This window comes from Microbaculum marinum (assembly GCF_037855135.1).
Classification (GTDB): Bacteria; Pseudomonadota; Alphaproteobacteria; order Rhizobiales; family Tepidamorphaceae; genus Microbaculum; species Microbaculum marinum.
Map to the genome: position 1 here is coordinate 547,595 of NZ_JAZHOF010000002.1, position 12,668 is coordinate 560,262.

The window sequence follows — 12,668 nt, forward strand, 5'->3', positions numbered from 1 at the left end:
CGGATCCTCCAGTTGAGCAGTCCCAGGATAATGCCCCTGCGATTACTGACAATCCGTGACGACCGGCGGGACCGGCACCGGCAAATGTGCTCCGGCCCCCCGCCGGGTGTGGAAATCGGCGACGCCAGCGGCTATCTATTCCCGGGCAATCCAACGAAACCGCGTGGGCGACATGAACCGCTACGAACGACCATCAGCGCAGGGCGAGGCGGGCATCCAGTACCTGGATGGCGACTATCGCGTCCTCAAGCCCGGCGGCTACGTGCTCTGCGCGGTGACGGGGCAGCAGATTCCGCTGACGGAGCTCCGCTACTGGAGCGTCGAGCGGCAGGAAGCCTATGCCGGGCCGGAGATTGCCGCGCAGCGTTACGAAGAGACCCAGCAGGACCGGTAATCACTGCGGCGCCAGCAGGCGCTCCAGCAGGGCCTGGAACCTGACGGCGCTGGCCTCGTCGAGCGCCAGCGACACCGGCAGGGCGACGAGCGCCTCCGACAGCGACTTCAGCGCTCCGCCGCGAGGCGATCCGATCCGCACCAGATCCTTCTCGGTGGTGACGGGAATGGCGCCGCTGCGCCGCTGCATCGCCATCAGGCCGCGCGCGTCGGCCTCCGAATAGCGGTGATGGTCGGCGAAGGGACGCCGCTCCACCACCTGCGCGCCGATATCCTCGAGCGAGCCGAAGAACTTCTCCGGTCGTCCGATTCCGGCGAACGCCAGTACCGGCCGGCCCGTGAGCGCGGCCGTCATGGCCGGATCGGGCCGGAGTTCCCCCTTCAGGATATCTGGGGCCGCGACGCCTGCCCCGGCGAGCGCCGACTCCGACCGGTCGCCCGTTCCGATCAGCACCACCGCCTGCGCACGCGCCAGTTGCGGCCCGAGCGGCAGCCGCAACGGCCCGGCGGGAAACACGTAGCCGTTGCCGACGCCGTAGCCGGCGTCGAAGACCAGCAGCGACAGGTCCTTGTGGAGCGCGGGGTTCTGGAAGCCGTCGTCCATGACGATGACGTCGCCCAGCGTCGCGGCACGGGCGGCGCCGGCGACCCTGTCCGGGGATACCACCGTCGGTGCGGTCCGCGCCAGCAGCAGCGGCTCGTCGCCGACATCGGCGGCCGTGTGGACGGCCGGGTCGACGGTGAGCGCCCCGGCGACCCGTGCGCCGTAGCCGCGGCTCAGGAAAACCGGCCGGCGGCCGAGCGCCTGCAGGCAGCGTGCCGTCAGGATGGCCGTCGGCGTCTTGCCGGAGCCGCCCAGGGTCGGATTGCCGATGCAGACGACAGGGACGGCGGCACGGCTGGTGGGCGCCTTCGCGAACCGGACACGCGCCACGGCGCCGTAGAGCAGCGACAGCGGCCAGAGGCACATCGCCTGCCAGCTCGGGCGCGTCTCCTGCCAGAACGCCGGGGCGCGCATCTCACGACCTCCGCGCCGCATCGAGCAGCGGCGCCAGCGCCTCCATCGACCGGTCCAGCGCACCGGAGAGGCCCAGAACCGCCGCGCTGGCCGCCCTGGCGCGGCGGGAGACGTCTTCGGGAGAGGCGAGGAAGTGGCCGACACGCTCCGCCAGCGCCTCCGCGCCGGACACCTCGTCGGCTGCGCCGGCAGCATGCAGTGCGGCGAAGATGTCGGTGGTGTTCCTGATGTGCGGGCCGTGCAGGATCGCCGTCGACAGCTTGGCCGCCTCGATCGGATTGTGGCCGCCGCTGGCGACCAGCGATCCGCCGACGAAGACGACCGGGGCGAGCCGGTAGACGAGGCCCATCTCGCCGATCGTGTCGACGATGTAGACATCGGTCCGCTCGTCCGGCATCCGACCCCGGGAGCGCAGGACCGGAGTCAGGCCGCGCGCCGCCGCGGCCGCGGCGATCTCCGCGCCGCGCTCGGGATGGCGCGGCGCAAGCACCGTCAGCAGGTCGCGGTGGCGCGGCGACAGATGCAAATGGGTCTCCAGCACCGGCTCGTCCTCCCCCGCGTGCAGGCTCGCGGCGGCCCATCTCGGCCGGTCGCCGACCGCGGCTGACAGGTCGCGGAGGTCGGCTTCGTCCGCCTCGGGCGCGGGAACATCGTATTTCAGGTTGCCGGTGTCGACGACGTTTGCGGCGCCGAGCTGCCGCAGCCGGTCGGCATCAGTGCCGGACTGGGCAAGGCAGATGTCGAAGCGGCCGAGCATCGCCCTGATCATCGCGGGGCGCTTCTGCCAGCGGGCAAAGGAGCGGTCCGACATGCGCGCGTTGACCTGCGCCAGCCGGCAGCCGCTTTCGGAGGCCTGGAGGAGAATGTTCGGCCAGATCTCCGACTCGACGAATATCGCCAGGCCCGGCCGCCAGTGGTCCAGGAACCGGCGCACGAAACGCGGGCCGTCGAGGGGAACGTACTGGTGGACCACCGAGGCGCCGCGGCCGGACAGTTCGCGCAGCCGCGCCTCGGCGATCTGCGCCGATGTCACCGTGCCCGTCGTCAGCAGCACCGACAGACCGCATCCGCAGGCGATCCGGTCGATCAGCGGCACCACGGATATCGTCTCGCCGACGCTTGCCGCGTGTATCCAGACCAGGGGACCGTCGGGGCGGTCACGGCTTGCGATGCCGCGGCGCTCGGCAACGCGTTCGGGATCCTCCTTGCCGCGGCGCAGCCGCCAGGCCAACAGCGGTCCGACGAGAGGATGGCCGATCGAGGTCAGGCCGCGATAGGCGCCGAGCAGGATCGACCGCGGCGCCTCAGGCATCGGCCTTGCCGTCGGCCATCTCGTAGGCGCGCCGCGTGCAGGTTTCGAGCGATTCCTCGACCCGCCTGCGGTAGGCCTCGAGGCCGTCCCGGTCGGTGTCGGCGGCGACGAAAATCGGGTCGCCGGCGACGGCGGCGCCGCGGCTGAAGGGCAGGTTGATCGCCGCCTTGTCCCAGCTCTTCATCTCGATGCGCCGGCGCGTGGCGATGGCGACGGGAATGATCGGCCGTCCGGACTGCTGCGCGAGCTTGACGATGCCGAGACCCGCGCGCCGCGAGATCTTCGGAACGTCGGCCGTCAGCGCCACGTTGATCCCCTCCTCGAGAGTGGACAGCATCTCGCGGAACGCGACGGGGCCGCCCTTGACGTGGAACTTGCCCTTGTTGATGTCGCCGGAGCCCCGGATCGTGCCGATCCCGAGGCGCTGCGCGGTCTGGGCGTTGATCTCGCCGTCGCGGTGGCGGGAAATCAGCACCCTGGCGCGGTGATAGGGCTTCTTGATGAACGGCATCAGGAAGTGCTGCCCGTGCCAGAAGGCGAGGATCACCGGCAGGTTGCCGTCGAGGCGCTCGTAGACGTCCGGCGGCTCGACCGTGAAGCGGCTGGTGCGGTAGACGAAGCGCAGGTAGGCGGCACCGAAGGCGCCGAGCGAGACCTGCACCCAACGGGCATCAAACAGTCGTTTTCGCATTGCCTCAGGCGTTGGTCGCCTTGGCCGGCGCGCGTTCGGCTCCGGCGGGCTTCGCCGCCGTGCGCCGGCGCGGCTTGACGGCGGCCGGTGCGGTCCCGGCGACATCGCCGAACTGGGTGCGGTGCAACCGCGCATAGGCGCCGTCCTTTGCCACGAGCTCGTCGTGGGTGCCGCTCTCGACGATCCGGCCCTTCTCCATGACATGGATCATGTCGGCCTTCTTCACCGTCGACAGGCGGTGGGCGATCATCACCACCGTGCGCCCCTTGAGCAGGACGTTGAGGCCCTCCTGGATGAGCGCCTCGGATTCGGAGTCGAGCGAGCTGGTCGGCTCGTCGAGCAGCAGGATCGGCGCGTCGCGCAGCATGGCGCGGGCGAACGCGATGCGCTGGCGCTGACCGCCCGACAGCATGCCGCCAGCCTCGCCGACCGGCGTATCGTACCCCTTCGGGAAGCTCATGATGAAGTCGTGCGCGACGGCGGCCCTGGCGGCGGCGATGACCTGCTCCTCGCTTGCCCCTTCCGAGCCGTACATGATGTTGTGGCGGATGGTGTCGTCGAACAGCACCGGGTCCTGGGTGACCAGGGCGCTCGCGAGCCGGACACTGGAGATGGTGGCGTCCTCTATGCACTGGCCGTCGATCAGGATCCGGCCGGACTGCGGATCATAGAAGCGCAGCAGCAGGTTGAGGACGGTGCTCTTGCCGGCGCCGCTGGACCCGACCAGAGCGATGCGCTTGCCGGCGGGGACCGTCAGCGACAGGTCGCGCAACACCGCCTCGCCGTCGCGGTAGGAGAAGTTGACGTTCTCGAGCCGGATCTCGCCTTCTGTGACCTTGAGGGGGGCAGCGCCCGGCTTCTCGGCGACCCGGCTGTCCTGGTCGATGATGCCGAACACGCGGTTTGCCGCGGCGACTCCTTCCTGCAGCATCGTCTGCAGCGCAGCCACCGCCTTCATCGGCTGGTACATCAGCATGGCGGCGGTGACGAAGCCCATGAACTCGCCGGCGGTCAGGCCGCCGTGGATGCCTTGGTAGCCGCCATAGAAGATCGCCAGCGCGAAGCCCACGCCGGTCAGCGCCTCGACGATCGGACCGGACGAGGCCTTGGTGCGCACCGAGCGCATGATGAATTCGAGCGTGCGGTCGATGATCCGCCGCGCCCGCTCGGTCTCGTGCGCCTCGCGGTCATAGGCCTTGACGACGCGGATGCCGGTCAGCGTCTGCGACACCAGCGAGGACAGGTCGCCGGTCTCCTGGAACGTCTTGGTGGCGGAGACATGGACGCGCTTGCGCTGGCGGCCGAGCACCCTGAGCGCGAACGGGATGGCGATCACCGCGAAGATCGACAGCGTCCAGTCCATGTAGAACATGGCCACGGTCAGCATGATCACCTTGAGGATGTTCTGGCCGAGCGCGACGATGGTCAGGCCGGCGGCCTCGCGGATCGCCATGACGTCGTTCATGAAGCTCGACAGGAAGCGGCCGGAATGGGTGCGCTGCAGCCAGCCGAGATCGGCCTGGGTCAGCCGCTCGAACATCTCGACGCGCAGGTCGGCGACGATGCGGTTGCCGACATAGGCCTGGCCGACGGTGGAGAAGTACTCCGAGACGGCCTTCAGGCCGACCAGGATCACCACCAGCACCGGCAGCACGTAGAGCATCGTCTCGTTCTTGCCGAGGAACACCTCGTCGGCGGCCTGCTGCATCAGGAACGGCAGCGAGCCGGTGGCGGCGGCCGACAGCGCCATCGCCGCGAAACAGCCGCCGAGCAGCTTCTTGCGCGGCAGCAGGTGATCGCGGACGAGCCGGCCGACGACCTGCCACGTCGACAGGTTCGACGTCTGCAGGCTGTCGTCGGATCTTTCGACCGAAATCGAGTCGCTGAATACGTTCGAGGCCACGCGTTCTTTCCTTCGGCGCCGGCGCGCTCACGGTCGCGATGGTTGCCGGCGCGTTCTATCCCGTCTTGTCGCCGCCGTCACCTGTGACACGTTGCGTTTGTGCGGCGCCTGTCGCCGAAAAGTCGCACCCGGGGAAGTTGCCCCGGTGCGGGGGTCAGGATGCGCCGGGCTTCGGCGGCGCCGACACCTCCGGATCGAGGAGGCGGTGCAGATGCACGATGAAATACCGCGTCTCGGCGTCGTCGACAGTGCGCTGGGCGGCGGCCTTCCAGGCGTCGTAGGCCTTCGCATAGTTCGGATAGACGCCGACGATGTCCAGCGTCTCGAGATCCTCGAATTCCACCGACTCGATATCGTTCAGCTTCCCGCCGAAGACGAGGTGCAGGAGCTGCCTTTCGGGCTGGGTTCCGGGCATATGGCTCAATCCTCCGCTTTCACGATGGCTTCGCTACGGACCGCCGCCTCGAGGATCGCCGCGTGCAGGCGCGGCCCCGCGGCGACGAAGGCGGGATGCTTGGTGCTGAGCTGGTTCAGGCGAACGGGCTCGCCGTACATGTCGGTGACGACGCCGCCGGCCTCGCGCACCAGCAGCAGCGCGGCGGCGAGGTCCCAGTCGGCGCTGTCGGACGTCGCCAGCGCCGCGTCGGTCTCGCCGGCGGCGACCCGCGCGAGCCGGTGGGCAAGCGACTTCAGGAAGCGCCGGTCGGGCACGAACGCGGCATCGTCGAGGCCGGCCTCCGCCGCCGCCTTGCGGGAGGCGGCGATCCGGGCGCTGGCCAGCCCCGCCGTATCGGAGACGGCGAGACGCTCGCCGTTGCGCCACGCGCCGCCGCCGGCCCGGGCGGTCCACAGTTCGTCGCGCACCGGATTGCAGAGGACGCCGGCGACCGGATGCTCGCCCGCCGCGATACCGATGGAGACGACCCATTCGTCGCCGCCGTCGACGAAGGCGCGGGTCCCGTCGATCGGATCGACGATGAAGGCGCGCACCGCCTTCAGGCGCGAGCCGTCGTCGGGATGCTCCTCCGACAGCCAGCCATAGGCGGGCCGGGCCGTCCGCAGTTTCTCCATCAGCAGGCGATCGACCGCGATGTCGGCCTCGGTGACCACCGTGTCGTCCGCCTTGTTCCAGCGCCGCGGGGCCTTCCTGAAGAAGTCGAGCGCCAGGGCGCCGGCCTCCCGGGCGGCTTCGGATATCAGGTCGAGGTCGATGCGATCGGTTTCGGACGCTGTCGGCACGGGTTCGCCTTCTGTGAGGGCCTGGGTCCGCGGCGCCGGCTCGACAAGCCGCAGTTTCGACAGGGCACCGTCGCGGACCGTTTTCGCAGGTGCGAAAGCAGCCCGCAGGGCTTGTGTAGTGATCGGGGCTGCCGCGTTCAAGTCGGACGGTTCCGGTGACCGAGTTTTAACCGAACCCCTTAAGTCGTTTCCAATCTTTCCCGGCCAGAGTCCACGGCGTTCGCGGCCACCAGAAAACAAACGGCCGGACACAGAGAATTCACGGGGAGAATTCGATGAGGCGTCAGACCACGGACATCGCCAGGATGTCCGAGGGAGAGAGCTGCCTGCTGCGGCTCGATCCCTTCCAGTTGCCGGCGCGGGTCACCTTCCACGGGTGGTCCCGCGCCGGAGGCGTGCCGCAGACCGCGGTCGTCGGGCGCGACGGGGTGATGATCCGGCGCGAGACCAATGCGGGGGCGCCGCTGTACGTGACGGTACCGATCGGATCCTACCGCGGCGTGCTTCTCAGCGTCCGCGACCGGCGCGGCACAGTTCGGGTCGGCCTCCGCCTGCATCACGCCAACTGCGAACTGGGCGTGCCGCTGTTCGAGGCCGACGACACCGACGACGTGATCGCCGAATGGCAGGCCTGGGGGCGGGCACTCGCCCGGCCGCTGCTGATCGAGACGGCGCTGGGCGAGATATACGAACCCGATGCCCGCATCGGCGCGGTGGCGGTGAAGCCGCCGCGGGCCCGGCGGGCCAACCGGTTCTTCGAGGAACGCCGGCCGCGTTTCCTGTGCGGGCGCAAGATGGGCGGGGCGCTGCCCGGGATCGTCCACCGGGAGGACGAGATCATCGCCCGGACCCCGTCGGACTGAACCGATCTAGCCGTAGGCCCGGTTCGGCGCGGCAAATCCCGACAGCGCCGCGCGGACCGATGCCACATGAATGAGCAGCGCCGCTGCGGCGAATCGGTCGACGGTGTCGCGCAGGGCCGGCGTCGCCGAAATGCCCTCGCCGCGGGGCCCGGTCCGGGTGATCAGGCCCTGCTGCTCGGCGTCCCGGAGCACCGACAGGACATGGCCGCGCGAGACGGCGAAGCGTTTCGCCATGGCGCTGATCGTCAGGTCGACAGGGCCGGCAGCGTCCGCGCGGCCCGCCTCGCCGGCAAGCGCAATCGACAGCACGATCATCAACCCGCCGTCGCGCCGGACGATCGGCGCGAGCTCGGGAACGTAGTCGGTGACGCGCATTCCGCCCCGGAACATGCCGGCCATGGCGCCGAGCAGGGGGGCGACGAAAGCCGGATCGTCGAGCCGGTCCTGCGCCGCCGCGCCGTCGTGCCCGAGCAAGCTCAAGGCCTCGAAGAAATGGCGCCAGCGCTCGCGATGAACCGCGAGCAGACGCCCGGTCGGCACCAGCCGGCGTACGCGGCGATCCGGCCCCGGCCGATCGGTAATGAAGTCGAACAGCCGCATGATGCCGAGCATCGCCGTGACCCGTCCCGGACTGCACACGCCGGTTTCGGCGCAGACCTGCTTCAGGCGCGTCGCCGTGAGACCGCCATCCGCTTCGCCGTTGAAATGCAGGTCGAGAATGAGCAGCCCCATCAGGATCCGGCCGCGATCGTTCAGCACGCGGTTGACGATCCGGTTGCCGCGGAAATGGCCGACCAGCCCCGTGACGATGCGCCGGCGCGCGGCGGGGAAACGCGGGTCCGCGCACAGCGCGGCGACCTGATCGGGAGTCGGAGCCCCGAACGACCGTCCCGCCGGACTGGCCGATGTTCCGGACACGGTCATCATTCGTTCCGGTATGGGCCGCCGCGCAGGCTGATGCGATCAATCTTTGACATTGGCCTCGGCGTTCTCACCCTGCACTCTCCGGCGAGGCAATAGCCTATACAGCAGCGGCCTGTCGCTCGCTTGCTGGAAAACCGGAAGACCGACCATGACCAAACCTTTCCTCGCCGGCATCTGCGCGGCTCTCGCCTCGCTGACGGCCGCGCCCGCCGAGGCGGCCGTCGTCTACTGCACGTCGCCGGGCCTGCCCGTCGGCTGCGTGGCCAGGCCCGTCGTCCGCGCCGCACCGGTCGTGCAGCCCGGCGGCGTCGGCTCGGGCATCGGCGTACTGCCCGGCGCGGGCGCCGGCGCGGCCGGTGTCGGGCTTGCTCCCGGCGTGGGCGTCGGCGCACCCGGCGCCGCGCCCGTCAATCTCGGCGGGCCGGTCAACCGCGCCGGTCGGCGCTGACCGGGGCACATCCGTCCGCCACCGCGAACCGGACGCCGTGGCTTCCACGGCGCCCACCCGATTCTAGCAACAGGAGAAAGGAAATCCATGCTTCGCTTGTTTCTGACCGCAACCGTATTGCTCACTGCGACGGCAGCCTACGCCGGCCAGCAGGAGGCCGATTCCTGCGCCGCCGGCCTCAGCGCCGAATCGAAGACGATCTACGACGCCACCGCCCCCCAGGTCAGCGCCTCCACGGACCTGCGCAGCGTCCTCACCGACACGACGAAGTCGCTGGCAATGTCCGGCAAGGTCAGCCGCGCCAGCGCCAAGAGCTCCGCCGAAGCGGCGGCCAAGTGCCTGGAAATGCTCAAGTCCTGACGGATTTCCGACCACATGCCGCGCCGGGTGTTCACTCCGGCGCGGCAAGGCCTATTATCGCCGCCGGCTCGAAAGGTTTGGACTGCGGGCGCGACGGCGGCGACAGATGGCCAGCATCCCCATCACACCCGACATCTCGATAGAAGAGAGCGAAATCGAGGAGAGGTTCGTCCAGGCCTCCGGCCCGGGCGGGCAGAACGTCAACAAGGTCGCCACGGCCGTGCAGTTGCGGTTCGACGTCGCCCGGTCCTCGTCGCTGCCGGGATATGTCCGCGCACGGCTCAAGACGCTCGCCGGGCGCCGGCTGACGAGCGACGGGATCCTGGTGATCGACGCCCGGCGCCACCGCACCCAGGAGCGCAACCGGGAGGACGCCCGCGAGCGCCTGGTGGAGCTGATCCGCGCAGCGGCGCAGCGGCCGACGCGGCGCATCGCCACGCGGCCGACGCTCGCCTCCAAGAAGCGCCGTCTCGACGCCAAGACGGCCCGCGCCAAGGTGAAGAAGGCGCGCGGCAAGCCGCAGCTCGACTAGCGGCATCGTCACACCGGCATCATGGGCGCCGAACGCGCACCCAGCGTCCTGCGGATGCGGTCGGCGGGCTCGGACAGCGCGGCGAATTCCGGCGGATTCGACCAGTCGGCGTCGATGCGGAAGCTGTCGCCGCGATAGCGCGGAAAGACGTGCAGGTGGAAGTGGAAGACTTCCTGGAACGCCGCCGCGCCGTCCGCCACGAAATAGTTGATGCCCTCGCATTGCAGGCCGGACGACCGCAGGGCGGAGGCAATGTCCTTGCCGGCCTGGAACACGGACGCATTCTCGATGAAGGTCAGATCGGCAAGGCTCGCCGCATGGCGTTTCGGCACGATCAGGACGTGGCCGGGCGTCACCGGGTTGATGTCGAGAAAGGCGGCGACGAGGTCGTTTTCCAGCACGATGTGCGCGGGCGCCCTGCCGGCGACTATCGCGCAGAAGATGCAGTGATGTTCCGGGGGATGTTCGGGGCGGTTTTCGAGGCTCATCTTGCTCTCCGTTGGTCTGCCGGAACGGAGAGGATGCGTCGCCATGCCCCTGCCGTTCCCGGCGGGGGCGTTGGTGGGCGAGACGCTTAAGTCAGCGCAGGATGGCCCACCGCGACCGACCGGGGGTCGATCACGTCCATGGTCATCATGATGTGCCGCTGCGTGCTCATGTGGCGGGTTTTGACGGCGAAACGGCGAAAAGTAAAGTTGAAAGTGCCGGACCTGGCGCCCATTCGCGGCTAAAGGGCCGAAATCGCCGCATCCGCCACCAGGCCGGCGAACAGGATCCAGCCGTAGTCGCGATTGGAGCGGAACAGCCTGAGGCAGCGGGCGGGATCGTCGTAGCGGAAGGTCGCCACCTGCCAGACCATCTGGGCGGCCGCGGCGAAGAGACCGAGCCAGGCCGGCCAGCCGGCGCCGGCCGCATGGAAGGCAAGACCGAACAGCAGGGTGGCCAGCGCGAAGAACAGGGCGACCATCTCGCGCGTGCGGCCGCCGAACAGGCGGGCGGTCGAATGGACGCCGATGAGCTCGTCGTCGGCGATGTCCTGATGGGCGTAGATCGTGTCGTAGCCGATCGTCCAGGCGATGCCGCCGACATAGAGCAACAGCGGCGCCCAGGACAGCGATCCGAATGCCGCCGCCCAGCCCATCAGTGCGCCCCAGTTGAAGGCCAGACCCAGCACGAACTGCGGCCACCACGTCACCCGCTTCATCAGCGGGTAGACGACGACGATCAGCACCGAGGCGAAGCCGACGCCGACCGCGAACCAATTGAACTGGAGCAGCACCAGGAGCCCGATCAGGCAGAGCGAGGCCATGAAAACCGCTGCCTGCAGGACGCTCACCTGGCCGGAGGGAATCGGCCGCTTGCGGGTGCGCTCGACCTTCGCGTCGATGTCGCGGTCGACGATGTCGTTCCAGACGCAGCCGGCGCCGCGCATCGAGATCGCGCCGACCAGGAACAGGACGATATGCCAGGGGTTCGGCCATGGCGCGCCGGCGGCGACCGCGGCCAGCGCCGTCGACCACCAGCACGGCCACAGCAGCAGCCACCAGCCGATCGGACGGTCGATGCGGGCCATGCGCAGGTAGGGCTTCGCCCAGGCCGGCGCGAGGCGGGCGACCCAATGGTCGCGCACCGCGTCGATCGTTGCCGTCGTGTCGGTCCCCTGCGTCATGTCGCGGCGTCGGCGACGAGGGACTTGGTCATCATCCGCGACTTGCGGGTGTGCCAGCCGAGGCGCCGGTAGAGCCGGGCGGCGCCGTCGTTGCCGTCCATCACCTCCAGGTGCAGCGTCCTGATGCCGTCGTCGCGGGCGACCGCCTGCAGGCGCTCCAGCACGAGCCTGCCGATCCCCAGGCCACGATGGGCCGGCGCCACGTAGATATCGTCGAGAAATCCGTCGCGGCCGCAGAATTCCAGCGAGAAGCCGTAGCACAGGACCGCGTAGCCGACCGGTTCGTCGCCGTGCCAGACGAGCAGCGCGCGGCCATACAGCGGGTTGTCGATCAGCGTCCGCAGCGCGGCTTCGTTGTCCGGGCCGTGCGCGTGGCCGTCCTCCTCGCAGAAGGCGTGCATGAAGGCGGCCAGCGTGTCCCAGTCCTGCTCGCGGCAGTCTGCAAGTGCGATGTCGGGGACGGTCATTCGGTGAGACCCGGGGTTTAAGTCGATCGCGGCGGACGTTAGATGAGGACAAAGCGAAAATCGAGGGACGGATCGCGCCTTGAGCAAACCCCCGCGCCTGTATGTCGATGCACCGCTGAGCGGGGCGGGACCGGTTCCGCTGGCGCAGGAGCAGGCCCACTATCTGCTGACCGTCATGCGCCGGTCGGACGGCGATGCCGTCCTGTTGTTCAACGGCCGCGACGGCGAGTGGCTCGGAGAAGTCCGGCGCCGCGGCAAGCGGGACGCGCTGGTCGAGGTCAGCGCCCGGACCCGGGAGCAGTCTTCGCCGGTCGACCTCCATTACTGCTTCGCGCCGATCAAGAAGGCGCGGCTCGATTTCATCGCTCAGAAGGCGACGGAACTGGGTGCATCAGAACTGCATCCGGTGATCACCCGCCATACGATCACCGAGCGGGTGAAGACCGACCGCCTGCGCGCCAACGCCGTCGAGGCCGCCGAGCAGTGCGGGGTCCTGTGGGTGCCGGACGTCGCCGAGCCCGTCTCGCTGGAGGGGTTCCTCGCCGACCGCGACCCGCTTCGCACGCTCGTCTTCTGCGACGAGGCGGCGCCGGTGCAGGATCCCATCGCGGCGCTGAAGGCCGTGCAGCCGGGGCCCCTGGCCGTGCTGATCGGCCCGGAGGGCGGATTTTCCGAGGAGGAGGCCCAGGCGCTGCGCGCCTCGGTCAATGTCGTGGCGATTTCGCTGGGACCGCGCGTCATGCGCGCCGATACCGCCGGCATCGCGGCACTGACCCTGATTCAGGCGGTCCTCGGCGACTGGACCTGAACGCCGCGCGGCGGAACAGGGTGGGCGAGCCGCGCGACCCA

Annotated in this window: 16 protein-coding genes; 6 read left to right on the forward strand and 10 right to left on the reverse strand. The window is 69.5% G+C overall.

The window, feature by feature from the left end:
* Positions 1-172: 172 nt before the first annotated feature.
* Entirely contained in the window at positions 173-394 is a 222-nt protein-coding gene (locus tag V3328_RS06100; protein WP_340328725.1) for a DUF2093 domain-containing protein, read from the forward strand.
* Here V3328_RS06100 and lpxK read toward each other — a convergent pair whose 3' ends face one another.
* From lpxK to V3328_RS06130, 6 genes are all read right to left on the reverse strand, one after another.
* On the reverse strand, positions 395-1,411 hold the full coding sequence (lpxK, locus tag V3328_RS06105; protein ID WP_340328726.1) for a tetraacyldisaccharide 4'-kinase: 1,017 nt from the start codon (positions 1,409-1,411) through the stop codon (positions 395-397). It abuts the gene before it with no gap.
* Position 1,412: 1 nt separating this feature from the next.
* Positions 1,413-2,723, reverse strand: a complete 1,311-nt coding sequence (locus V3328_RS06110) for a 3-deoxy-D-manno-octulosonic acid transferase (protein WP_340328727.1) — start codon at positions 2,721-2,723, stop codon at positions 1,413-1,415.
* A complete protein-coding gene (locus tag V3328_RS06115; RefSeq protein WP_340328728.1) occupies positions 2,716-3,414 on the reverse strand; it encodes a lysophospholipid acyltransferase family protein in 699 nt (232 codons plus the stop codon). Before V3328_RS06115 ends, V3328_RS06110 begins: the two co-directional genes overlap by 8 nt.
* A gap of 4 nt (positions 3,415-3,418) precedes the next feature.
* A complete protein-coding gene (locus V3328_RS06120) occupies positions 3,419-5,317 on the reverse strand; it encodes an ABC transporter ATP-binding protein (protein WP_340328729.1) in 1,899 nt (632 codons plus the stop codon).
* A 154-nt stretch (positions 5,318-5,471) separates the two neighbouring features.
* Complete coding sequence (locus tag V3328_RS06125; RefSeq protein ID WP_340328730.1) at positions 5,472-5,732, reverse strand: DUF4170 domain-containing protein; 261 nt, start codon at positions 5,730-5,732, stop codon at positions 5,472-5,474.
* A 5-nt stretch (positions 5,733-5,737) separates the two neighbouring features.
* The gene (locus V3328_RS06130) at positions 5,738-6,556 is read right to left on the reverse strand and encodes an inositol monophosphatase family protein (RefSeq protein WP_340328731.1); all 819 of its coding nucleotides are present in this window, start codon (positions 6,554-6,556) and stop codon (positions 5,738-5,740) included.
* A 275-nt stretch (positions 6,557-6,831) separates the two neighbouring features.
* Between V3328_RS06130 and V3328_RS06135 the strand changes: the two genes are divergently transcribed.
* Positions 6,832-7,419, forward strand: a complete 588-nt coding sequence (locus V3328_RS06135) for a DUF6101 family protein (protein ID WP_340328732.1) — start codon at positions 6,832-6,834, stop codon at positions 7,417-7,419.
* Between the two features lie 6 nt (positions 7,420-7,425).
* On the opposite strand, the gene V3328_RS06140 is transcribed toward V3328_RS06135, so the two are convergent.
* On the reverse strand, positions 7,426-8,343 hold the full coding sequence (locus tag V3328_RS06140; protein ID WP_340328733.1) for a hypothetical protein: 918 nt from the start codon (positions 8,341-8,343) through the stop codon (positions 7,426-7,428).
* Between the two features lie 148 nt (positions 8,344-8,491).
* Here V3328_RS06140 and V3328_RS06145 point away from each other — a divergent pair, with 148 nt between their 5' ends.
* The 3 genes from V3328_RS06145 to arfB all read left to right on the forward strand — a co-directional run bounded on the left by V3328_RS06145 (position 8,492) and on the right by arfB (position 9,683).
* Entirely contained in the window at positions 8,492-8,791 is a 300-nt protein-coding gene (locus V3328_RS06145; RefSeq protein ID WP_340328734.1) for a hypothetical protein, read from the forward strand.
* Between the two features lie 87 nt (positions 8,792-8,878).
* The gene (locus V3328_RS06150) at positions 8,879-9,151 is read left to right on the forward strand and encodes a hypothetical protein (RefSeq protein ID WP_340328735.1); all 273 of its coding nucleotides are present in this window, start codon (positions 8,879-8,881) and stop codon (positions 9,149-9,151) included.
* Positions 9,152-9,257: 106 nt separating this feature from the next.
* Positions 9,258-9,683: an alternative ribosome rescue aminoacyl-tRNA hydrolase ArfB gene (gene arfB / locus V3328_RS06155; protein ID WP_340328736.1), complete on the forward strand. Its 426-nt coding sequence runs from the start codon at positions 9,258-9,260 to the stop codon at positions 9,681-9,683.
* Positions 9,684-9,691: 8 nt separating this feature from the next.
* Here the strand turns inward: arfB and V3328_RS06160 are convergent, their stop codons facing one another.
* From V3328_RS06160 to V3328_RS06170, 3 genes are all read right to left on the reverse strand, one after another.
* Positions 9,692-10,171 (reverse strand): HIT family protein, encoded by a 480-nt coding sequence (locus V3328_RS06160; RefSeq protein WP_340328737.1) that lies wholly within the window; start codon positions 10,169-10,171, stop codon positions 9,692-9,694.
* Between the two features lie 239 nt (positions 10,172-10,410).
* Entirely contained in the window at positions 10,411-11,352 is a 942-nt protein-coding gene (ubiA, locus tag V3328_RS06165; RefSeq protein ID WP_340328738.1) for a 4-hydroxybenzoate octaprenyltransferase, read from the reverse strand.
* Entirely contained in the window at positions 11,349-11,819 is a 471-nt protein-coding gene (locus V3328_RS06170; RefSeq protein WP_340328739.1) for a GNAT family N-acetyltransferase, read from the reverse strand. The genes ubiA and V3328_RS06170 overlap by 4 nt, the downstream gene beginning before the upstream one ends.
* Before the next feature lie 79 nt (positions 11,820-11,898).
* On the opposite strand from V3328_RS06170, the gene V3328_RS06175 reads away from it, so the two are divergent.
* The gene (locus V3328_RS06175; protein ID WP_340328740.1) at positions 11,899-12,627 is read left to right on the forward strand and encodes a 16S rRNA (uracil(1498)-N(3))-methyltransferase; all 729 of its coding nucleotides are present in this window, start codon (positions 11,899-11,901) and stop codon (positions 12,625-12,627) included.
* Positions 12,628-12,668: the final 41 nt, after the last annotated feature.

Coding starts and splice junctions, on each gene's coding strand:
- lpxK (WP_340328726.1), bottom strand. CDS start 1,411: ATGCGCGCCCCGGCGTTCTGGCAGGAGACGCGCCCGAGCTGGCAGGCG.
- V3328_RS06150 (WP_340328735.1), top strand. CDS start 8,879: ATGCTTCGCTTGTTTCTGACCGCAACCGTATTGCTCACTGCGACGGCA.
- V3328_RS06140 (WP_340328733.1), bottom strand. CDS start 8,343: ATGACCGTGTCCGGAACATCGGCCAGTCCGGCGGGACGGTCGTTCGGG.
- V3328_RS06135 (WP_340328732.1), top strand. CDS start 6,832: ATGAGGCGTCAGACCACGGACATCGCCAGGATGTCCGAGGGAGAGAGC.
- V3328_RS06100 (WP_340328725.1), top strand. CDS start 173: ATGAACCGCTACGAACGACCATCAGCGCAGGGCGAGGCGGGCATCCAG.
- V3328_RS06125 (WP_340328730.1), bottom strand. CDS start 5,732: ATGCCCGGAACCCAGCCCGAAAGGCAGCTCCTGCACCTCGTCTTCGGC.
- V3328_RS06115 (WP_340328728.1), bottom strand. CDS start 3,414: ATGCGAAAACGACTGTTTGATGCCCGTTGGGTGCAGGTCTCGCTCGGC.
- V3328_RS06145 (WP_340328734.1), top strand. CDS start 8,492: ATGACCAAACCTTTCCTCGCCGGCATCTGCGCGGCTCTCGCCTCGCTG.
- ubiA (WP_340328738.1), bottom strand. CDS start 11,352: ATGACGCAGGGGACCGACACGACGGCAACGATCGACGCGGTGCGCGAC.
- arfB (WP_340328736.1), top strand. CDS start 9,258: ATGGCCAGCATCCCCATCACACCCGACATCTCGATAGAAGAGAGCGAA.
- V3328_RS06160 (WP_340328737.1), bottom strand. CDS start 10,171: ATGAGCCTCGAAAACCGCCCCGAACATCCCCCGGAACATCACTGCATC.
- V3328_RS06110 (WP_340328727.1), bottom strand. CDS start 2,723: ATGCCTGAGGCGCCGCGGTCGATCCTGCTCGGCGCCTATCGCGGCCTG.
- V3328_RS06170 (WP_340328739.1), bottom strand. CDS start 11,819: ATGACCGTCCCCGACATCGCACTTGCAGACTGCCGCGAGCAGGACTGG.